The sequence below is a fragment of the Pontibacter silvestris genome, from assembly GCF_020907275.1.
In the GTDB taxonomy this organism is placed as follows: Bacteria; Bacteroidota; Bacteroidia; order Cytophagales; family Hymenobacteraceae; genus Pontibacter; species Pontibacter silvestris.
On record NZ_JAJJWI010000003.1, the window covers coordinates 212,651 to 236,077 of the forward strand.

Annotated in this window: 11 protein-coding genes; all 11 read right to left on the reverse strand. The window is 43.8% G+C overall.

Features of this window, described 5'->3' with window-relative positions; genetic code table 11:
* Positions 1-86 precede the first annotated feature (86 nt).
* Positions 87-1,334, reverse strand: coding sequence for an oligogalacturonate lyase family protein (locus tag LN995_RS04045; RefSeq protein ID WP_229958613.1), 1,248 nt, complete (start codon positions 1,332-1,334; stop codon positions 87-89).
* Between the two features lie 192 nt (positions 1,335-1,526).
* Complete coding sequence (gene fucP, locus LN995_RS04050) at positions 1,527-2,867, reverse strand: L-fucose:H+ symporter permease (protein ID WP_229958614.1); 1,341 nt, start codon at positions 2,865-2,867, stop codon at positions 1,527-1,529.
* Positions 2,868-3,281: 414 nt separating this feature from the next.
* On the reverse strand, positions 3,282-5,192 hold the full coding sequence (locus LN995_RS04055; protein WP_229958615.1) for a RagB/SusD family nutrient uptake outer membrane protein: 1,911 nt from the start codon (positions 5,190-5,192) through the stop codon (positions 3,282-3,284).
* Positions 5,193-5,207: 15 nt separating this feature from the next.
* Complete coding sequence (locus LN995_RS04060) at positions 5,208-8,465, reverse strand: SusC/RagA family TonB-linked outer membrane protein (protein ID WP_229958616.1); 3,258 nt, start codon at positions 8,463-8,465, stop codon at positions 5,208-5,210.
* Positions 8,466-8,686: 221 nt separating this feature from the next.
* On the reverse strand, positions 8,687-10,141 hold the full coding sequence (locus tag LN995_RS04065) for a glycoside hydrolase family 28 protein (protein WP_229958617.1): 1,455 nt from the start codon (positions 10,139-10,141) through the stop codon (positions 8,687-8,689).
* 9 nt (positions 10,142-10,150) lie between these two features.
* Positions 10,151-11,365 carry a glycoside hydrolase family 88/105 protein gene (locus LN995_RS04070; protein WP_229958618.1) on the reverse strand — a complete coding sequence of 405 codons (1,215 nt, stop codon included), beginning with the start codon at positions 11,363-11,365 and terminating at the stop codon, positions 10,151-10,153.
* Between the two features lie 18 nt (positions 11,366-11,383).
* A complete protein-coding gene (locus tag LN995_RS04075) occupies positions 11,384-13,576 on the reverse strand; it encodes a hypothetical protein (RefSeq protein ID WP_229958619.1) in 2,193 nt (730 codons plus the stop codon).
* A 20-nt stretch (positions 13,577-13,596) separates the two neighbouring features.
* Positions 13,597-14,691 carry a glycoside hydrolase family protein gene (locus tag LN995_RS04080; RefSeq protein WP_229958621.1) on the reverse strand — a complete coding sequence of 365 codons (1,095 nt, stop codon included), beginning with the start codon at positions 14,689-14,691 and terminating at the stop codon, positions 13,597-13,599.
* A gap of 392 nt (positions 14,692-15,083) precedes the next feature.
* Entirely contained in the window at positions 15,084-16,745 is a 1,662-nt protein-coding gene (locus LN995_RS04085; RefSeq protein ID WP_229958623.1) for a RagB/SusD family nutrient uptake outer membrane protein, read from the reverse strand.
* Between the two features lie 12 nt (positions 16,746-16,757).
* Positions 16,758-19,895 carry a SusC/RagA family TonB-linked outer membrane protein gene (locus LN995_RS04090; RefSeq protein ID WP_229958625.1) on the reverse strand — a complete coding sequence of 1,046 codons (3,138 nt, stop codon included), beginning with the start codon at positions 19,893-19,895 and terminating at the stop codon, positions 16,758-16,760.
* A 648-nt stretch (positions 19,896-20,543) separates the two neighbouring features.
* A complete protein-coding gene (locus LN995_RS04095; protein WP_229958627.1) occupies positions 20,544-23,405 on the reverse strand; it encodes a glycosyl hydrolase in 2,862 nt (953 codons plus the stop codon).
* Between the last annotated feature and the right edge of the window lie 22 nt (positions 23,406-23,427).

Consider the following 23,427-nt stretch of genomic DNA (forward strand, 5'->3'; position numbering starts at 1 on the left):
AAAACAGGTTAAAACATTTGTCTGCCCTGTAGATCAGCACAGAGTTTTTACTTTACATTTACTTATGCTATGTCTAACAAGAGTAACTAATACGTAGCACCTAGCTTTTTCCCACTCTTTTCTATTTCCACTGCATACACCTGGCTTTCACCCTCAAAGTTGGCCCTGAAAATAACCCACTTCCCGTCTGGTGAAAAGTGAACGTTGGGTTCGAGTCTATAATAGTGATGCCTCATGTTGACTAACCGCTCTGACTTAAGCCGGTTACCTTCGGGGCGGAAAAGGTAAACCCACATGCCATCTTCTGCTTTGGCTACCTGCCCTTGGTCACCGCCATCTCCTGCAAACAACTTCTGATCCGATGACACATTAAAGTGAATTGACCACTCATTCCGATCAATCTGGTATTGCTTCTCTTTACCAGTAGTAACATCTGTCCCAGTCAGATAAAAGGCAACACTTCTAGGCACCTGTTGATCGAACCAAATGGTTTTGCCATCGGGGCTAAAAAACTCATGCCCTGCGATTTCGTTTTCCACCGTGCGGGTATGCATTTTCTTTACTTTACCGCTCTTCATGTTATAAGTCCAGATGCGGTCTACTTTATGCCAGGGGCCTTCGTGACAGAACATCAGCAGGTCAGGATCGGTAGGAGAAAACTGGATGTGGCCTAACCATGTATTTTCCTGGTGTATCTCTTTTAGTTCGCCTGTTTTAAGGTTTACGGTAAATAAGGTATGTGGAATTTTCGCATCGTAGATTCGATTAAAATAATCGCTCTTTTCAGGGTACTTCCTGTAAATTTCATCTTTCTCAGGCCCGGCAAAGCTACCGCCCAGCAATGTTTCATCAGCATTTAGTGTAGTAATGCTTCCCCTTATATCCTTGGGGAAAACGTACACTAGCCTTGTTTTTTTAGTGTCTATACTGGTGGCAAATATACTGTCGTTGCTCTGGTAGAAGGCTTCACGGTGCTTTGGTGCCAGTAATTCTCCTTTTTTTGGAGAAGCATTATCAGTAAGTTGCTCAGTTTTTAATGTTTTAAGGTTAACAGTACAAAGTTGCTTGTTGTTCTTTGCATCTGTATTATAATACACCATCACATTGCCTTCGATTTTCTTTTGCTTTAGGAAAGGATTATTATGAAAGTAAAAACTGGCGTTACTGCCTTCGCTTAAAGAGATGCGCTTAATTCTGTGCCCTGTATCTTTATCAATCCACTCCTGCGGCATAGGCTTTTGAGAACCAGTCTCCATTACCTGCTGTGCCTTAGAACAGAAACAGACAGAAAGGACCTGTATACCTACTAACACTGATACTGTTATTCTTCTCATATCAATAAACTTTAAAACAACTCATGCCAACTCCGCTTGTCCCTGTACTTTTCTTTTCTGTTAAAGAAACAGCCAACTACAATAAATATAGTTGGCTGTTCTGACAGAAGTATCCTGTTCTGTCCGGTTTGGCACGATAAACCCTTATGAGTTAAAGCAAACTGGCTTGGAGTTATGGGTGCTGTATCTGACTTACTGCACCACCTCTTTAAGAGGTTCATCTGATAAAGCCGCAGTGCTTTTACTGTGCACTTTCTTAGAAACTGTCTTAGGCTTACCCTTCGTTAACGCGTAAATAGCCACGACTGTAAAGCAAGCAAGCGGCACGTAAAAGGCAGTACTGACATCCTGTGCCGCATCGGAAACCTGCCCCTGTACCGCCGTCAGTACCGCTCCACCGAGAATAGCCATCACCAGTCCTGAGCCACCGATCTTGGTGTCCTGCCCCAGCCCTCTGATGCCCAGTCCGTAGATAGTGGGGAACATCAGCGACATACAACCTGAGGTAGCCACTAAGGCCCACACTCCCACCTGACCGCTGCCGTAGATGACAATGAGCATACATACACACGCTGCCACTGCTGTTCCCAACAGCAGAAGCCTTGGGCTAATGTAGCGCATCAGGAAGGTGAACACAAAGCGACAGGCCATAAACAGCACCAAAGCCACCATGTAATAGCTTACTGCCCCCTCCTCGTCCAGCCGCAGCTCCTGCATCACATAGCGTATGGTGAAGGACCACACCCCTATCTGGGCCCCCACATAGAAAAACTGTGCCACCACCGCCCACACGTAATGCGGGTTCATTGCCAATCTCCTGAAAGCAGTACCCAGATCAAGTTTAGAACCCGCATCAGAACCCTTTGGCATATCCGTAAGCTTGACCACCACCCAGAGCACGATCAGGAAAAAGGCCACGCCCACATAAGGCCCCATCACCGCTGTCAGCTCCTCAGACTGCACATTACGCAGCTGCTCGGCACTCATGGCAGCACGCTCCTCCGCTCCGGAAAGGTTAAGCCGTGAAAGGATGAAAACCTTACTCAGCAGCACACCTGTAATAGAACCGATAGGATTAAAAGCCTGCGCCAGATTTAACCTTCTGGTACCTGAGTCCTCCGCTCCCATAGCTACAATGTAAGGGTTAGCCGCCGTCTCCAGTACAGAAAGCCCTCCTGCCAATACATAGAGCGCCACCAGGAAGTGCGTGTAAGACATGGTAATGCTTGCCGGGTAGAAAAGCAGCGAGCCCAATATAAACAAGCCCAGGCCCAGCAGAATACCTGTCTTGTAGCTGTATTTCTTTATCAGGATAGCCGCAGGCAGGGCCAGGCAAAAGTAGGAACCGTAGAAGGCCATCTGTATCCACGAAGTCTGGAAGTCAGACATGCTCATGATCCGCTTGAAGGCAGCCAGGAGCGTGTCGGTCATGTTGTTGGCCAGCCCCCAGAGGAAGAAAAGGCTGGTGATGAGGACAAAGGCCCAAGTGTTGCCTGAACTTATCAGCGGTGCTTTCTGTACTTTTTCGCTCATGTTGCAATGGCTTTTACTGTTATCTGACGAATGTCCTTACCAAGGAATTCATATCTTTTATAGCTTTTAAAAGGTACTTGTGCACCTCTAATATCAAACTTACTGGCAGTATAATTGTCGATTTGTAAAACCAAAGGAAGACCATCTTTCTATGGCTTTTAGCATGCCAGAAAAGCTATTAGAACCGGTAACGAGACTGTAAGGATCTATTATAGATTACTGCTTAAACGGAATATACTACCAATTGTTAGTTAAAAAGAGATAAACTATCACTAAAGCAAGAAATGGCAACAGAGCAACGAAGAATAGATTGTCATAAGACACACTTATGATAATCTAACAGATCTATTATTATAGGAAAAGGGGAACAGGATTTAAGATCACTGTTCCCCTTTCTTAAAAGTCTAAAGAAAATTAATAGCCTGGGTTTTGTTCTGCTTGCCGTTGATCGGAAGTAAGAGGTTCCCCATTGCTCGTTACTCGTTCCAGGTGCTGCAACGGAATTGGTCGCAGTGAATGAAAGTCCTGTATATTTTCAACATCTGGATTGTATGCTTCAGCTCTAGTTACCAATGTTTCAGTACGAACGAGGTCCTCCCAACGATGGAATTCTCCTGCCAGCTCACGGGTTCTTTCATTTAATATGAAATGGATAAACCTTTCTTCTGTTGACGTAACATTAGCGGGATACATTTCGCTTGGCGCATTGGTGGTAAACAACTCTTCTGTAGCCATTATCTCTTCATATGTGCTTGACATATCGCCTCTCTCACCGCCTTCTACAAGCCAATACTCTGCCCGCTTTACTTCTCCGGCTTTATAAGCTGCCCGCTGGCGTAATACGTTCACATATTCTAGGGCTTTGGCATAATTTCCCATTCTACCGTAAGCTTCGGCAGCTATTAAGTATGTTTCTCCTAAACGAGCCAATAGGCCATCTTTCACACCTTGTTGCTGGTTAGCACTTTGCCGGAATGGATCAAGCCACTTTACCAGCGTCGGATACCTATTTCTGGTAGCAAATGCCGATACTAATTCTCCGTTTTCGTTTGTGTAATAACGTGGGAAGATAGCATAGCGTGAGGCATCGATCATGTTTTGTGTTAAAGCAGTCTCCGGCATATTTACCCAGATGTAAGCCGCTGTATCGCCCTCCGTAAACTTAGGCTGACCCACTAAGCTAGGGTCAGGGGCATTGGCAGCACTCCATGTTGGGATAGTATTCGGGTTATTAGCGATCCAAGCTAACTTGAAACTCTTATAAAAACGAGAGTCGTTTTTACGGTCATAAATATCCATGGTATAATCCGTAGGCATCAATCGGCGGAAAGGCCGCCCATTCTCAATGTCACGTATCATACCAGGGAGGTTATCATACTGCATGATATAGTACAGGTGCGTCTGGTTTCCGTAGCGTCCGGCAATCAAAGGGTCATCGTTCCATTGTGCAGAGAAAATAACTTCTTCACTTGTTTGGGACGTATTTACATTATCATCATAGCTGGAAAGAACCCACAGGTCAGCATAATTATCCTCTAAAGAATATACAGGAGAGTTAATAACCTGATCTGCATAATAGGCAGCGCTATCCATATCAGTTGGCTGCTGGCCTCGCTGGTCGGTTCTGGCACTGCCCCGGGTTAGATAAGCCTTTGCCAGATAATGCTGGGCCGCTCCTTTGGTTGCCCGCCCAAAGTCAGGTTGAGTAGCGGGTAAATTTTCGGAGGCAAATCTTAGGTCTGCTATAATAACTTTGTATACATCCGGCACCGGGGCTCTGGAAAACTCTGTTCTGATACCTTCTGTTGGCTCAAGCACCAAAGGTATAGCTCCAAACTGCTGTACCAGCGTAAAGTAATACAGCCCACGCAAGAAACGCAGTTCTGCCATGCGGCTTGCTTTAGCCTCAGGCGTTATCAATATTCGCTCACCCTCAACTTGTGGTATGTACTGGAGCCCTGTATTTGCCCTGTTGATACCGTCATAGTACATGCTCCAAACCTCATGCATAAAAACATCCGGGTCTGCTGGATTAGCATTTAGCCGACTATCATAGGTGTTGTAATAATTAAAATTCACCTGATCACCATTGGTAAATTCGTCGGTCCCAAAGTTCCATAAAGCATATGCCCATTCGTAGGTAAACTTTGTACGAGTTGGCTCATAGGCTGCATCTATCAAGTCTTCTACCCCTTGCTCGGTATTATAATAGTCTTCCGTTAGCGTACCTACCAACTCTTCTTCCATAAAGTCCTCGCAGGAGGTAGTGCTAAACAGCAGCAGTGGCGATAAGAGAGCTGCTATTAATATATTTTTCTTTTTCATTTCTTTATCTATGTGTTAAAATCCTACCCTTAAACCAAATACAAAGCTCCTGGTACTTAGGCCAAGGGCGCGTCTATTCTCCGCAGTACCTGTGCCCGGATCCGTAACCTCGGGGTCAAGTGCTTCGAAATCAGTAAATAAGAATGGATTAACCACATTTACATAAACATTTAAATTGCTTCCCTTAAATTTAGAGACAAAGGACTGCGGAAAAGTATAGTTTAAAGATATATTTCGCACTTTCACAAAATCTCCGTTCTGATATTGCAATGATTGGCCATACTCTGAAATGTCCATGTCTTTGATAGGTCGAGGGAATTCGTTACTTGGATTAGTAGGAGTCCAGTAGTCCCAAGCGATGCTCTGGTAACGGCCGCCAAGTCCTGGGCGATACATCGCGTTATTTATCATCTGGCCTATTCTTGCATATACTAGGAACGTTAGCTCAAATCCCTTGTAAGAAAACCTGTTGTTTATACTACCCGACCATTTAGGCCTGTTAGAACCTAGCACCATCAGGTCCTGCGCATTAATCTGATTATCATTATTTACGTCAACCACTCTTATGTCACCAGGTACCTGCCCATATTGAGCGGCTTGGTCTGCCTGATCTGCTTGCCAGATGCCATCAAACTTATAGTCATAATAAACTCCTAACGGCTGGCCAATAAACCACCTGTTGCCAACATCGTCTATCTCGCCAAGGTGAGTTTCAACAAATTCTTCTTTATTTTTAGTAAAGATAAAGTCAGTACTCCAATTAAATCCATCCACAGACCGTATATTATCGGTAGTTAAAGAAACCTCAATACCTGTGTTACGGGTAGCGCCAATGTTCTGTAATACACTCCCAAAACCAGATGCTGTTGGTAATGATCTTGGCATAATCAAATTCGTAGTGTTTGCCCGGTATACATCTACCGTACCACTGATTCTATAGTCAAGAAAGGCAAAATCAATACCGGCGTTAATAGTACTGGTTTTTTCCCAACTTAAATCTGGTAACCTTTGGCCAGATGGCGCGTAGCCGTAAGCTGGGGATTCGTTCCATACATAAGGTGTACGTGCCAATATACCACCTGTCTGGTAAGGATCTATAGAAGACTGCCCAACCGCACCGTAGCCAACACGCAATTTCAATTGGTTAATAAAAGCTACATCTCTTAAAAATTCCTCTTCCTCTGCTTTCCAGGCAAGGGCAAACGAAGGGAAGAAATCCCATTGGTTGCCTGGGGCCAATACAGATGAGCCATCATAACGGCCAGAGGCTGTTAACAAGTAGCGATCTTTAAAACTATAGTTCACACGTCCCATCCAGGATTGTAATGTTCTCAGAGAATAGCCACTGGAAAAAGCGCTTGGCTGACCTTGATTTGTAGTTCCTATGTTGTACCACAGCTGGCTTTCGTAAGGAAAATCTGTAGCGGTAATGCCAATAGATTCACTTCTATCCTTTTGGATACTTTGCAGTAATGTTACTCCTAAGTTATGGTCTACGCCAAAGGTTTTGTCGTAGAATAACAGGTTTTCAACTACATACGTAAAGTTCTGGCTTTGATTGTTTACAGCCCTCGAAGTACCTTGTCGTTCAGCGGACAAGCCACTCTCAAATGTACCGTTTCTGGTCTGCCGATAATCCGGGCCGAAGTTTAGGCGGTAACGCAAACCTTCCAGCAATTTTGCTTCGGCATAAAAGCTACCAAAAAAACGGGTAGTACGACGCTCATTAAAAACCAGATCAGCCTCACGGATAGGATTATAAACTTGATCGTCAGCTCCTGGAAGTTGTATAAAGTTTCCAGCCGAATCATAAGGGACGGCAAGTGGTATTTGTGAAATAAATCGACCATAAATATTTCCGCCTAGATTCTGAATATTGACGTTTGCATTAACAGAGGCTCCCATCGTCAGGAACTTAGCCACATCATAATTCACATTTAGGCGGGTATTATATCGTTTAAAATCCTGTCCCGGCTGAATGCCTTCCTGATCTAAATAACCCGCTGAAAAAGCTGCCCTAATTTTTTCAGAACCACCCCTTATCATAATCTGGTGGTTTTGCGTAACGGCATCACGCAAAGCCATGTCCTGCCAGTCTGTACTTCGTACATTTGCCGGATTATAAATGGGTATTTGTGTTACCCCGTATTGCTCCTGCTCTTCTGGGGTAGCTTGTCTGTATCTCGGGATTAGGTTTTCCTGGTCTTCCCACTCGTACCCCATTGCCAACGAAGCCCATGTGTAGGGGTCTCGTCCAAATAACCTAAAATCATCTGCAGGGTTAGGATAAGGTGTACTATAGATTTGATCATTGGTTTCTTCAAGATTCCTGTAAGATTCGCGCCTGAGTTCTGCAAACCCAGGGCCATCAAACAAGTCCAGGGTAACCAGTGGCCTGTCTAAGCTAACATAAGTATCATAATTGACAGAAAACTTACCTTCTCTCCCTTTTTTAGTTGTAACCAGCACTACCCCGTTAGCACCTCTCGACCCATAGATAGCCGTGGAAGATGCATCTTTCAAAATTTCAATAGACTCAATATCTAAGGGATTGAAATCATTGAGGCCGCTACCTTGGGCTAACGGTATACCATCCACAACATATAACGGTTCATTAGTGGCACTTATGGAGCGGTTACCCCTGATCGTAATGGCTGGCACCTCACCAGGCCTGAAAGTACCGGCAGCTATATCCACACCAGCTGCCCGGCCTTGCAGGGCTTGTGTAATGTTTTGCACTGGCACCTGCTCAATCTGCTCAGCAGTTACAGACGATAAAGAACCTGTTACATCGCTCTTCTGTGCGGTACCATAACCAATTACCACAACTTCTTCCAGTGCTTCCGCATCCGTTGCCAAAGATATATTAACCGTAGCCCGGTTATTAACAGCAACCTCTTGCGTAGCATACCCTACATAAGATACCACAAGAGTCGCATTCCCATCTGGAAGGATAAGCGAAAAGTTTCCTTCTACATCTGTTGCTGTACCTTGTGTGGTACCCTTTACCTGAATGGTCACCCCAGGCAAACCCTCACCGTTTTCTCCGGTCACTCTACCTGTAACAGTAACATCTGCAAGCTTTACTATTTCTGCACTGCTTCCCTCTCTACCTGTGTGATAATTAATAGCTGTTGCTAAGGTAGCTTCTGCTTTAGCGATAGCTAATTTCTTGTAGCTAGCTTTGCTTTCAGCCTGAGCAATAGTAGTCCCGAGGCCAAGCATTGGCAATGCCCAAAATACATAGTGCGCATAATGTAGTTTTTTCTTCATATTATCAAATGCATTCGTGCTTTATTTAGAATAGAAGTCACTTAATTTGAGATAAAACTACTATTCGTTTGTCACAGAAGCATCCTGCACCATCCTGCCATATTTTATAATCTTCTTACTTAAGTACTTGTTATAAACTGCCAACTGTCATAAATTATTAGGGTGTTAACTGTTCTTCAGAAAAACAGTTAACACCCTAATAATTTATATCATGATTGCTACTACTCTTTAGCAGTAGCACTATCATATTGGTAAGGCTGTTTGTTTATCGTAACATTTTTAAACTTCAAACCTTTCACATGATCAACTTTCACAGGTTCTTCCACACCATTGATGGTACAGTTCACCAACCGCAGGTTCTCCACCGGTGACTCCTCATAAGCATTAACCAGGACACCATACTTCCCCCCGTTTTGCACCTGCAGATTCTCTACCAAAATGTTCCGGATGCTTGGCATATGATCTCCGGCCTCTTCATAGAACATATTGCACTTTACAGCAGCTTCTTTATAAGTGCCTACTTTCACATCTTTCATAAAGATGTTTTCTACTGTGCCGCCACGCTGTGAGCTTGTTTTAATACGTAGCACACGATCTAGGTTTGGGCTATCCATGGTACAGTTAAGGGCATAAATATTCCTGGCTCCACCCGATATTTCGCTACCTATTACTACTCCACCGTGTCCGTCTTTCATTTCACAAGCCTCTATAATGATATTTTCGGATGGTCTGCCAATTCTTCTACCATCCTCGTTGCGACCTGACTTAATGGCTATACAGTCATCTCCGGTATCGAAATAGCAGTTCTTTATCAGCACATTTTTGCACGACTCCGGATCACAACCGTCGTTATTGGGGCCAAGCGAGACTACCTTTACATTGTCTATGGTTACATTCTCGCATAGCACCGGGTTCAGATTCCACATGGGTGAATTAACCATTTTCACACCGCTTATAAGTACATTCTTACACTTGTAAGGCTGCACAAACTGAGGGCGCAGGTAATGACCAGCTCCATATATTCTGGTAGCAGGGTCCTGCTCCTGGTGGTTCTGCTGATGCAAAAGATTTCGGGCGGGTGTTTGTTTTGGCGTGCCTTCTACCCAGCCAAACTTTTTAGCTCCGCACCAGGGCCACCAATATTCGTTGTTTGCATTACCGTCTAAGGTTCCGTTTCCTGTAATGGCAATATTCTCCTGCTCATAAGCATAAATAAAAGGGGAATAATTCATCAGTTCCATGCCTTCCCAACGTGTGAATACGACCGGCAAATAGTCGGCTGTGTCACGGCTAAAAAGTATGGTGGCGTTGTCTTTAAGGTGCAGGTTAACATTGCTTTTCAAATGTATAGCCCCTGTTAAGAACACACCCCCTGGCACCACCACACGCCCTCCACCGCTGTTGTGGCAAGCTTCTATTGCTTTCTTGAAGGCTTCGGTAGACTTCACTTCTCCTCCCTCTATTGCGCCGTATTCCGTAATAAGGAAATCACGCTCAGGAAAGGCTGGTGCCTTTATCTGCTTTCTTATTTCTTCTATACCACTCCAGGGATTAGCTTCGGCAGTTATTACCGGGCTGGTTTTACTGGTGCAGCTTACGGCAGCCACAACCAGCACCGCATAAGCGAAGAGATATTTCCAACTACACATTTTATACTTAAGGGTATTTTGCTTCATTTGGTTATGTTATTTATTTAGTTCAAGACTTGCTAAAATGAAAGAGCCTGTACCTTTGGGGTCGTCTGTCATGATTTTTTCGTTTACATAATATTCAAAAGTACCGTTACGGCCTGCCCCCAGACCTGCCACGGCACATACATGGTTCAGGTTTACCTCTCCATCAGCTTTTACAGTTACCAAGTTATCAGTAATGCCTTTGTGCCCTTTTTCGGCCACTTTTCGAAAACTTTTGTCTAAATAGCCTTTGTTAACTCCTTTAGCCAGCGCATAAACAAACATACTGGAGGCAGAGGCTTCCAAGTAGTTGCCTTGGCGCGTGCCTTGGTCTACCACCTGGTACCACAGTCCTGTTTTGGCATCCTGATATTTTTGAAGTGCCGGTGCCAAGCGCTGTAGTATGGCTATAATTTCTTTTCGTTTAGGATGATCCTGTGGGAAATAATCGAGCACATCTACTATAGCCATAGCATACCAGCCCATTGCCCTGCCCCAAAAGTTAGGAGAAGTACCAGTTTGTGGGTTGGCCCAGGGCTGCAGCCTGCTTTCGTCCCAGCCGTGGTACAACAGTCCTGTCTGCTTATCCTTGGTATGTTTCTCCAACAGAATCAGCTGTGTTGCCACATCATCAAAAGCTTTCTGGTCGCCAAAAGTTTTACCATATTGCGCTAAGAAAGGAGAACCCATATACGCACCATCCAGCCACATTTGCCAAGGGTAACGCAATTTGTGCCAAAAGCCTCCTTCTGTAGTGCGGGGCTGCCATTTCAGTTGATTCCGTAGTGTTTCAATGGCTGTTCTGTACTTTTCGTCTTTTGTCTTTTCATAAAGATTAAAAAGTATCTTTCCAGAATTGAGCATATCAATATTGAACGAAGTGGCATCGTAGGTTTTAATGTTGCCCTGCTCATCAATCATAAGATCTGCATAGGCCTTTATGTAATCCTGGTACTGCTGCTTTGGGCTTTGCTTGTTTATTTCCTCAAACGCATGCAATACAAGCCCCTGTGGATAACTCCAAACAGGCTTTTCCGAAAACTCAATCATCCAGGGCTCCGGGTTGTTCTTCATTATAGACAAAGCCATTCTTTCTGACCACTTTAATGATGCCGGAATTTCAGGTTCAGGCCATGGTGATGCAGCGATTGATTGCTTAAAAAGCAAAACAAGAAACAGCAATGGCACTAAGCTTATGCCATTGCTACTTAATCCTTTTCTCATCATAACGCAGTATTTTAAAAGTTAAGGCATTTTATGCAGCCCCTCCCATTTTACTTTCCACTTTCCATTATCCGGGAAACCTGGTGCAGGCTTGTCGGGTGCGCCATCCCAACCTGCTGCCATCATGGCCACAGCAGTTAGCAAACCACCGTTGCCTGGCAGGTAAATACGGAGCCGCTTATCTTGGTAATTATGTCCGTTCGGCAGGTAAGTGTTCTTTTGCGCATCAAGAAACAGGGCATCCACTGCTTTTTCAGGAGCACCTAATTTGGCTGCGCTCATAGCCATCATAGGGTAGTCCCAGCCCCAGGTGGTTTCCCATTGCCATTTACTCAGAATCTCTTTGTAAGTGTTCATCATAATGGCTGTATCAATTTTCTCGCTGAGTGGCAGGTACCCATAAGCACCTAGCACTACCGGGTGGTCACGGCGGTAAAAATCATCTTCATAAGCCTGCGGATGCGTAGCACTTGGTAAGTATAACCCATCTTTGATAGCCAAAGGAGCCAGTTGATTGATAATAGCCTGCCATTTTTCATCTTCAGGCAGTCCTAAGCGTAATCTCCACTCCTGCGCCACCGACAGTGCATAATGCCAATAGGCGAGTTCAAAAGGAGGATCATTGGTCTCCTTAGCAGGAAACAATTCTTGTGCAGGTATAAGGGGTGAAGCTAGATGATACTTCTGATCCTGCTGATTGTAAGTAGGAAAAGAGGCCATAAAGTTAGCCGTCTCGAACACCAGGTCTTTATATTTTTCGAGCGTTTCTTTGTTAGGATGCTGGCGGTACACCAACTCTGAGAAGTAAATAATATGCGGCTGCTGCCAGATAAGGTATGGCCCAATGCTGGACGGACTTTCATTACCGTAAGGATCTGTCATTTTCTGCCATCTTACCCCCTCATAACCCTGCCATTTAGCTGTGGCTCTGGCTTTAGACATTACTTTTTTGTACCAAGGCAGGCTTTTCTCCAGCAGATCCAATCTGTTCCATAAGGCAAAGTGAACGCCGTGCCACCAGTGCATTTCCAGGTGTGGTTTGCCATACCAGCTGTTCATGGTAAGGCCAGTTTCCTGTGGAGGCAAGTCTCCTGTACATTGTATTTTGGTAAGATATTGCGATAAAACCACCCGCCGCTCCAGTTCACTTGCTCTTGGGTCTGTTGAGCCTGAAAAGTCTATGGCGCCTCCCTTTGTCCAAAAGTTTTTCCAGTTGGCTTCGCTGTTTGCTTCTGTGGCTTCGTAATCAGGTATCCGGTTTGTCTGGTTTTGACTGAATAGAACTGTAAACTCCAGGCTTTCCTGATCTGCCGATGGTATTAGCTCATAATGATGTTTTTCCTTTTCTGTAAACTCCCCTTTCTCATTCCAGCGAACATTGGTATAATAAACCGTCGTATCCAACTGTCGTTTAAGTTGGACCTGATTTACACCTGACTCAGACCGGGCAAGGGTTGTGGTGTGTTTATCCTGATCATCCCAGTTGTATCCCGGGCATACATGACAATCTGCACCATATGGAAACTTGAGCGACACTTTTAGCCGCTGTTTAGAGATAAGCGGAGACGTAATTCGTGCAGCAATGGCATCTTCACCCTGATGACTATACAGTTCTACCATTACAGGCGTTCCTTCCACCTCATATTTGCTTTTAATTTTGCCTGTCCACAAATCCAGTTTTTGGTCTACCTTCTGTAACTCCTGTATCTCTGCCTGCTCGCCGTTTTCTTTCAGCAGTACTAAACCTATTACTCCCAGGTGTAGCCTGTGCGGGTTAGTGCGCAGCCAGTTCATGGCATCTACCATACGGCCACTACCTTTGTGCTGCACCGGGAATGGTATAACTCTGCCATTAGCAGCCGTATCATATCTTGCTACATCCTCTAGAGTATAATTTTGATCGGTAGGCACTGAGTGCCAGCCCCACTGCGATTGCGTTCCCAGCGATACGCCATTTTCATAATATTCCGGATAGCTCTGTAAACCTGAAATATCTACAGTATATGCAAAGTCTCCATTGCCCACTGACAGTGAGGCTAAGGTATCTGGTTCTGTTAAGGTAATATTGTGGCGTGTCACCAGTCCATAGCGGTCTATCTTTTCAGGTAATGTGCCTATTGTGCTATCGGTTGCACTACAACCAAGCAGGAGTAACAGCGCAAAAGCAGTCATGCATTTACCTGGTGCAGATACGACAAATTTAAAGTTATTCATATAGTAATGGTTTATATGCCTTAGCTTTTGGTTGATGGCGCTACCTGAAAAATAAACGCACTTGATGTCATATACTTTCCGCCTTGTGATGCCAGGAAAAGGTGTGTAGGTCTGCCATTTTGCTGGAGTAACTGTGGCCTCTCGAAGCGCCCGTACTTTGATAAATGACCTGGTGCCGGTGGTTGTGAGAAATAGTGATCGGTGTTGTAAAAAGCAATTTGAGGTTCACTCCACTTTATACCATTTTTTGACTCCAGGTACAAACCATATTGGTGATTAAAGAACCCCATGTCGCGCATCAGCATTTTAAACTTACCATCTTCGTACCACACATGCCCGTCTTCTGCCTGTATATTATTACCAAGAGCAGAATAATCTATTATTGGATTGCCTGCATATGTTGTATATGGCCCCTGCAGCTTATCTGCTATAGCTAACCCATATTTTCGGTTGCTTCTTATTTTAGGATCTGTATAATTCTCGTACTCATAGGTGTTCCAAGACTTGTAGTAGAGCCAGTACTGCCCATTAGGGTGTTTTACAAAGGATGGATTTGTCGTACAATGATCGTCCCATGCTCCTTCTACACCTGCTTCTAATAGCGGCTGATCCGGACGTTGCCAGGGTCCGTAAATCGAATCTGCTATGGCTAGGCCCACACGTTTGGTGTCTGTTTTCCGATTGGAATTGCCCATATAGAACAGACAGTATTTGCCATCAACAAACTTTATGTGGGGGTTGTGGCAGGTTGTACCATCCCAAAAGCCATCGCCTCTGGGAGCAAACACCGTGGACACAAACTCAAAAGGAGATTCCGGTGAATCGGCTACTGCATGGGCTATTTCAGAGCTATTAATCCAGCCACCCATTTTCTTCTCGGCAGGCCACCTCGAAAAGAACACATGCGTTTTTCCATCAGTCCCAATAATCGGGCTTGTTCCCCACACGTAGTACCCTTCCATTTCCAGCACGCGCCCTACAGGTTTAAGTCTTTTGCTAAAGGCCGAAGTATTGTCCAGGGCACAAGTAGTTTTGCCAGCCCCTGCAAAGAGATTATTACTTGTAAACAGAAAAGGAAATCCTGCTGTTAAGGCCAGAAAAGAACGTCTATCCATAATAGTAATTATCAATAGCGATAGTATCCATCACAATTGTGCTGCTTAATCTTTACTATGTGAACTGCCACTAGTATAACTCCACAACTTACCATTCTAAGGTATAATTTCAGCATAAATCATCTATCCTGTTGTATCATGCATAATACCAGTTTGTATAAACACTAACCCCGATAAAACCTTTGTAACCCTCAAAAGTTGCTTAATACTAAGCTATAATTTAACTACAGCATCTATGAGAGGCCATATATGGTAAGTTTAATAAATCACTATTCAAGAGGAAATCTTAACTTGTTATAGCTAAGCAAGATTTAAAAGCAAAGGCAGGTAATAGCTATATTCCACAAGCTATTACCTGCCTTTGCTTTTTAGCTTACCAAATAAGCTTTAGATTAGTACCCTGGGTTTTGAGCTATATCTGCATCATTCAGGTCTAAAGCATCTTGTGGTATAGGTCTCAGTATTTTATAGTTACCATCCACACCCAGGAAAGGGTCAACGCCTAAGCTGTACCACTCTTTTATATCCCGGTTATATTCTCTGGTTCTTTCCATCAAAGTGCCTGTACGCTTCAGATCAAACCAACGATGGTACTCTCCAACCAGCTCTCTTGCTCTTTCATCCAGTATAAAATCAATGGTCACATCCGCTGCTGTAATCATCATTTCACTTTCTGTACCAGGTTTAGCGGCTCTTCTTCTTACTTCATTGATTCTTTCTGCGGCGGTACCCGCATCACCCATTTGATAATAAGCTTCGGCTGCAATTAAGTAAGTCTCAGCTAACCGAGCTAAGAATACATCGCGGGTACTGCTGCCACCATTAGAAAATACAGCTGTAGGATCATCAAACTTTTTAACAGCAGGAGTGGCGTTGTCTAAAACAGTAGATGTAGAGGCCTCCCATTCTGGGGAGTATGGCACTATGGTAGTTTCAGCTCTGTGCGCTGGATCAGCGGCTCTCCATGCAGTAGTATCTGCTAAAGACCATTTTGGAGCATAGTAGTATTGAATATTAAGGTCTTCCCGCTCATCTGCTCTATCATAATAGTCATAGTAGCGATCGTAATAGTTAATCATAAAAGTGCCTTCAAACCTGGTGTCATTTTCGGTAAAGAGGTCAAACACATACATGGTTGGCACCAGGCTGTAAGAACGGTAAGGATAACCTTCAGCAGCTCCCTGCCCCCCCATATAAGGGCCAAAGAAGTAGTTTTGGTTGCTGCCACTATTAGAAAGATTAGGCATTGATACCGCATCATACTGAATGGAGAATAATACCTCGCTATTTTTCTCGCTACCAGGCGTGAATACCTCCTCGAACGAAGTAGTAAGCGATTGACCTGCGATAGCCTCATCAGCCAGCGCTGCTGCCTGCTCAAAATCCGCCGCTGTACCAAACTCTTCATAGCCACGGGTCAGATAAACTTTAGCAAGATAGTGGCGAACTACCCGCTTGTTTACACGCCCAAATTCGCTGCTGTTTTCAGGCACAAGGTCAAGGGCCTCATTCATTTCGGCTATAATAAAGTCATACACTTCTTCAGCAGAGTTTCTTTCGAATTGAGAAACAGGCGCATTGATTCTGTCTGTTACAATACTTACTCCACCAAACTGCTGCACTAACAGGAAGTAATAATATCCTCTGAGAAACTGTACTTCCCCCTTGAGGACATTAAGATTAGCTGTAGCCTCTGTTTTGTCATTAAAATACAATGCTTCGTTACAGGTTTGAATAGCAGCATAAACATTCCTGTAGAAAGACTCTACCTCTGATGTAGTGGGAGCAAGGTCTCTGTACTCGCTAATTCCAACTGGCTGCGTATTTCGTCCTTCCACATACATATCTGTACCGGCAGTAAAAAGCCATGGTTCTTTATATATAGGACGTAAACGTGAATAGCATGCGTTCACCAGGCTCTCATAGCCAGATTCAGTGGTAAAATATTCTTCTGAATTTGCATTTGAAAGATTTTCTTCCTCTAAGAAGTCGCTACACCCTGTAGCAACCAAGAGAACCATCAAAAATCCCAATAAACTGTTATATTTTTTCATTTCTGTCTCTAATTAGAATTTCAGATTAACTCCGAACTGATAAGTAATATTACTGGTACCACTGTTAACTAGGCTTTCTCTAGCATATTCAGGGTCAAAACCATCATATTTTGTAAAGACAAATGGGTTCAGAACATTTGCATAAACTCTTGTGCTCTTAATTCTTAGCTTTTGCAGCAGATCAGGTGAGAAGGTGTAACCTAAAGAGATATTCTGTACCTTCACAAAAGAAGCGTTTTTATAAGCTCTTATCTCGCTCCAGTACTGGCCAACATTGTTTGGTTGCGGATACTCATTTGATTCACGTGCTTGTGTAACCGTGTTCTCCGGCATGTAATAGTTTACGTTAAGCTTCGTACGCCCTCTGTCAGCCAGATTCAGAAACTCGTTGTGGAAAGGGCTTACAACCTGGACCCCCTGCCTTGTGAATAATGCGGCTGAAAGATCAAACTGCTTATAGACAAGGTTAGTCGAGAAGCCACCTGTCCAGCTTGGATTAGAACTACCTATGATAGTTCTGTCATCACTGTTAATAACACCATCATTATTTAAATCTTTTACTCTGGCCTGACCAGGCAACTGTCCATATTCCAGTGCCAGTTCCCGCTCGCTCTCTTGCCAGATACCATCAAATGCATAGTTGTAGTTTGCGTTAACAGGCTCCCCTATAAACCAACCGTTACCAACCATATCCTCTTCACCATTCAACAATTCCAGAATAGTATTTTTATTATGAGCGAAGGTGAAATTAGTAGACCAAGAGAAATCATTATTTGAAATGTTTACCGTACGAAGCACAGCCTCAACACCCCTGTTTCTGACAGCTCCTACGTTTGCAAACACACTCTCCCACCCGGACTCTATTGGTTGTTCTACTTCCAGAATTAAACCGTTGGAGCGCTTGTCATACGCATCAATCGAACCTGAAATCCGCCCATTAAAGAAGCCAAAGTCAACACCTATGTTGTATTCGCGGGCTTTTTCCCACGTAAGGTCTGGGTTTACCAGGTTATTAGATCTGTAACCTAACGCAAGGCTGCCATCAAAATCATATTGCAGCGGAGAGCTAATGTTAGCAAGTGTTCCATATGGATCTACTCCATTATTATTACCCGAAATACCAGCACTTAAACGTAACTTAAGGTCAGACACCAACCCTGAACTTCTTAGGAAATCTTCTTCTGAAAGCCTCCATGCAAAAGAAGCAGAAGGGAATGAACTCCACTTATTTCCCGCTGCAAGTCGGGAAGAACCATCCCAGCGAGTAGTTAAGGTTACCAGGTACTTATCCTTAAATGAATAGTTTAATCTGACCATGTATGATAATATGGTGGACTTTTCAAAACCGCTTCCTACAGTCCTGTCTGAGGCTGTTCCCAGGTTGTGAAATGAAGAGTTGAACGGTAAATTGTTTGCTATAATCTCGCTGGCTTCTATACGATCATACTGCATGCTGTAAAGCCCTGTAAAAGAAAAAGCATGTTCCCCAAAAGACTTGTTTGCGGTAAGTACATTATCCCATATATAACCAAACCTTGACGCGTTTTCCAGACTGGCGGATGCCAGCTGGCCTCCGCGTGTTTCTGTTAACGAACCTGAATAACGGCCTTGCCGTGAGTTCCTAAAGTTAGGCGAAAGGGTTGTTCTAACATTTAGCCAGCTTACTGGAGCCACTTGAAGATAGATGTTACCTAAGCCAAAAGTAGTTCTTGTATTATTTTCAGAATTCTCATTATCTATTATCGGATTTACGGAACTGGTAAAGCCAAGATTATCGTATTGTCCCGGTCTAAAGACAAGCTCTCCTTCTTCATCGTACGGAGACACTAAAGGAGACATACGATAAGCATTCGTGATAGCCAAATCGCTACCTAGCTCGCGTTCAGAAAGCGACAAGTTAAAGTTTAACCCTGCAGACCACTTCTCATTTATTTTATGGTCAATACTTGCTTTCAGGTTATATTTTTCAAATGTTTCATTAGAAAGGTTCCCTTTTTCCTTCTGGTAGCCGGCTCCTATAACATACTGCATGCCTTTCCCGCTGTTTCCAGAAACGTTTAGCCAGTGGTTAGTCTGTATTCCTGTCTGCAGCAAATAGCTAGGCCAATCGAAATATTCTCTGTTAGCTACTCTTCTTGCCAGCGTAGGGCTCCTATTCAATTGGTTCTGTATTACAGTCTCATAATCACCGACAGGGCTTTTTAATAGTTCTGGTGTGATATAGGCATTTTGCCTGTACTCCCAAAACTCATCACCATTCATAAAATCTGGCATACGAGCATTTTGCCGTATACCTACATAACCATCATAAGATATTGTTGTGCCTCCTTTTACCCCTGTTCCACGCTTAGTTGTTACAATAACAACACCATTAGAACCACGTGAACCATATACTGCAGTAGAGGCTGCATCTTTCAGCACGTCCAGCTTTGCAATGTCCTGCGGGTTAAGGAAATCAATGTTGTCTGTAATAACTCCATCTACTACATATAACGGAGAAGTATTTCCTGACAAAGTGTTAGCACCGCGTATCTGGATGTTGTAACTGGCACCTGCACGGCCAGAACTAGCCGAAATATCCGCACCGGCTACCTGCCCCTGCACAGCCTGCAATGGGCTTACAGTGCCTCTTTCGGCAACTGCCTCCCCCTCCACACTTGCTACTGACACAGTAAGATCATTCCGGCTTTGTGTACCATAGCCAACCACTACCACTTCCTGGAGAGCTTTCGTATCGGGGCTTAAAGACACGTTAACTGAAGTTTGGTTATTGACAGCAACTTCTTGTGTTGTATACCCAATAAATGAAACAACCAAAGTACCTTTTCCATCGGGAACAGGAAGTGTAAAATTACCTTCCAAATCTGTAGCAGTACCCCTTGTGGTACCTTTTAACTGTACTGTAACTCCTGGAAGGCCCTCTCCGTTTTCCCCTGTTACTTTACCACTTACCGGAACATCAGACTGCCTAAGGCCACTCATGTAAATACCAGATTCCAATAAAACAGCCTCTGTCCTGTTATAACCAGCTTTTACATGATTATCAGACCCTGCAAAATGCTTTAACTCAGCCTGCGCTGAATGAAGGCCCACTCCCCATAAGGGTAATGCCCATAAAACATAACGAGCATAATGCATATTCTTCTTCATATGTATAGGTTTTGTACTTTATTAGCTGACACATAATATTTTTTTGAATTCAAGAGGCACTATAACTTATCTTTCCCAAGTGTTATATAAGTTAAAAGAACATGAAACTTATCTTTCTTTATCATGCAATAGCTGTAGCAGGAAAATTTATCATAATAGCCTATTGCCTAATCCAATAAAGATGACTTACCTTTTTCCGATATGCGCAATCGATTGCGCATATCGGAAAAAAAATATTCCTATTCTTTTAAATCAGAGTCTCCACATTACATCTTATGTTATAAACACCAATCTTCATGTTACACTTGTTTTTAAGTTATCCTTAATCAAGAATGAATTTAAAAATACAATAAATTTATCAACTAACAAACAGTAGTTAAAAATATTTTACTGAGATGCATAAATGACAGGGGCAATTCAAACACTAAAGCGGGTTAAATGTAATCTGCAGCTATTATTCCTGCATACATGAAGCTAACTTTAAACATAAAGGCTTGGATAGGTAACCGTTTACCTTCTTTAACTAAAGGAGTTTATGCGCTACGTTCATAGTATCTTTCTTTCATAGAGGAATAGAACCTCCCCTCTATTTTATAATATTCTCCATAATTGTAAAAAAGTATTAATACCTGCTAGTTTGGGAGCGGTTTATAATGAACTAGTGACTTTGCTAGCAGAGGTACTATAAGGCGTGATAGTTACCGGACCTAGTAAACCAGATGGCATAGGTTTCCATACCGAAGCATCGAAAGGTTTGTAGTCTATGTTTACAAAGTTTATTTCATGGTACTTTCTCCACTCTATATTCTTCTGGTCCATATCACGTATACGGTTAGCCATCAGGTTAGCCACTTCTACCTTTAGTGTGTTCTTTCCTGTTTTCAAATACTGTCCTACTCTTGCCTGAAACGGAATTCCACACAAAACACCTACCTCCTGACCATTAATCCATACTTTGGCACTTTCGTTTACTGTACCCAAATCCAGTATATATTCATCCGCTTTTTTAGAAGGCACATCAAACGTGATGAAGTACTCACCAGTACCCGAAAACGCTTCTGCATTTTTGTCCGAAAGTTCTGTCCAGGATTTTAATTCATCCAGCTTTTGCTCAGCAGGTAATTCAGGGCCTCCCTGTGTAAAACGTAGCATCCAGTTGCCTTGCACTTCTATAGGCGCACCAGCATTTTCCAGATATTGCCACGACAGCAGATCAGTGGTCTGATTTGTAGTGGCACGAAGTATAAGTGCCTCTCCTGGCTGCATCTGTACCCGTACATTTGTTTTGTTATTTACTGTTGAAGAGATGGCCAGCCCGGTATTGCCGCTTTGTGGATCCATCAGCACAACAGCAGATGCAGCCATATTTAAAGGAATAGTTGTATCGATGGTTTTAGGCGAATGGTTAACCAAGTAATAATACTTGCCATTCTCTATCTGTCGCCGGGTAAATTTAAGCCCAGTGTCAGTTAAGGCTTCACGTTGTATTCCTTTGTACTCCAGCGCTCGCTGCACATCCTTTGAAAGCAAAATCTCTCCATTCCCTGTTTTCATTTGCCTGATGCCGTTACCTGCATCTGTGAAAGCTAAAGCTTCCTTCAGTTTTTTCAGCTGTTGTCTTCTTCCCTCCAGATCGTTTAGTCCTGGCACATCGGCTGGCAGTTCTTCTATTATGACCGTTGCACCTTGTCTTGCAAGTTCAATTATCCGCTCAAACGTGGAGACGGACATATACCTACTCTGCGGAATAATCAACACTTTATGCGCCGGAGCTGATGCAGCAGTCATAATCTGGCCCCTATCCACGCTGGCATCCTGCAGCATTTTATCTGAAACGAAATCAAGTGAATAACCAGCCTCCATCAATCTTTTAGACTGCTTATAGAACTGTGTCGGGTGAAGCCACTCATCAATATCATGTACCTTAATCAGCATCTCCATGCCTTCCGGCTTACTCCATACATCATGGATCGGCCAGTAAACAAGTATTTCGTTATCTGCTTTACCTGATTGCAGCACAGATTGTACGCGTGTAATGTAGTTGTTAAACCCGCTAAACTGCGGCCATAAACTATTGGCAGGTGTTAAATTGAGTGAAGCATAAAACAGCCAACCCGGCCAGACTACATCTTCCGGTGAGTAAGTAACGCCATGGTAAAAGACATGGTTAACCCCTGAAAGGAACACCTGTTCTACTTCTGGTTTCATTTGGGAATAAGAGGTTTTAAAATGTTCCCCAAGCCAGGTAAAAGTCTCACTGGACACTAAATTCTTACCGGCCACATGCGCAGCCGAAGAAGCAAACTTTAGCATGATCGGATCAGGATCCACGTTGCGTACATCGGCACTATCGCGGCGCAGGCCAGGAATAGGAAAGTAGCTGGAGCCGAAGGTTTCACATTCTGGTATATCAACGGCTGCATATAAGTCCAGTAAGTTACCAGGTGAGCCATGCGCCTGATTCTTGGTGATACTGTTGCGCTTGTGTGCCCACGCATTCCATGGCTTATAGAAATTATCAAGAAGCATTTCGCCCATGGTTTCACGGTAGTCCGCCTTTATACGGGCAACTGTTTCAGTATGCTCTTCGCTTACCAACTCACGCAGGTATTGGCGCAAATCATAGCCTCTGCGCTCCTGAAACGCATCGAAGAACTCCGGCGACCAATCGGCCCCGTATACTTCGTAGCTATCGTTGTAAAAGGCTCTGACACCGTAGTTCTGATCTTCAAAAGCACTGTCAAAACGATTTAGATACGCCTCTACCGCATCTTCTGAAAGGTGATTCAGCGTATAGCCTACACCTCCGGGTGCTGCTCTTTTCACCATCTGCCTGGTTTTTCCGTTAAAAGCAGCGTATAGTGTCCAGTTACCTGATTTTGGCATCCAGCCCAGTTTTCCATCCTGGTTTACCTCATCCGTTAAATTCAGAATCTCGCCTTTGTCACTATAAGCCATTACAGCCTGTAGTGCAGCACCTACTTCCCGTTGCTTTGGGTCCTTCACGACTATATTTTCTTTCAGAGCCTGCCCTCCTTTCAGGCTATAGGTTTGCACTACGAGTTTAGACGCAGCATATTCGGGCTTTACCTGTGGACCACCAAATGGCCAGCCTGTCCCCTGCGTCATATCAACAGTCATACCATACTCACCTGCTTTTTCCGTGGTAAAATTAAGGATGTTCATCCACTGAGGAGAAAGAAAGTCAATGTACCTGCTCTCGTAGCCAATAGCTCCATAGATAGGCGCTATCTCCACACCACCAATACCTACCGATGCATACTCATTCAGCAGCCTTTCAATGTTTTTTTCGTCCACGGCGTTTCCCATCCACCACCAGCGTGTCCAGGGGCGGGTTTCCTTTTTTACTTCCGGCCAAACTGTAACAGCTTGTATTTGCTCTGCTGTTGCCTTGTCTGCGACAGCATTTGGCACCTTCGACTGACGGCAGTTTGTTAGTATAGTGCCGCACAGTAAAAGTGCAGAAAAAAGCTTGAATTTATGTATCATGAGATTAAAGGCTAATTAATAC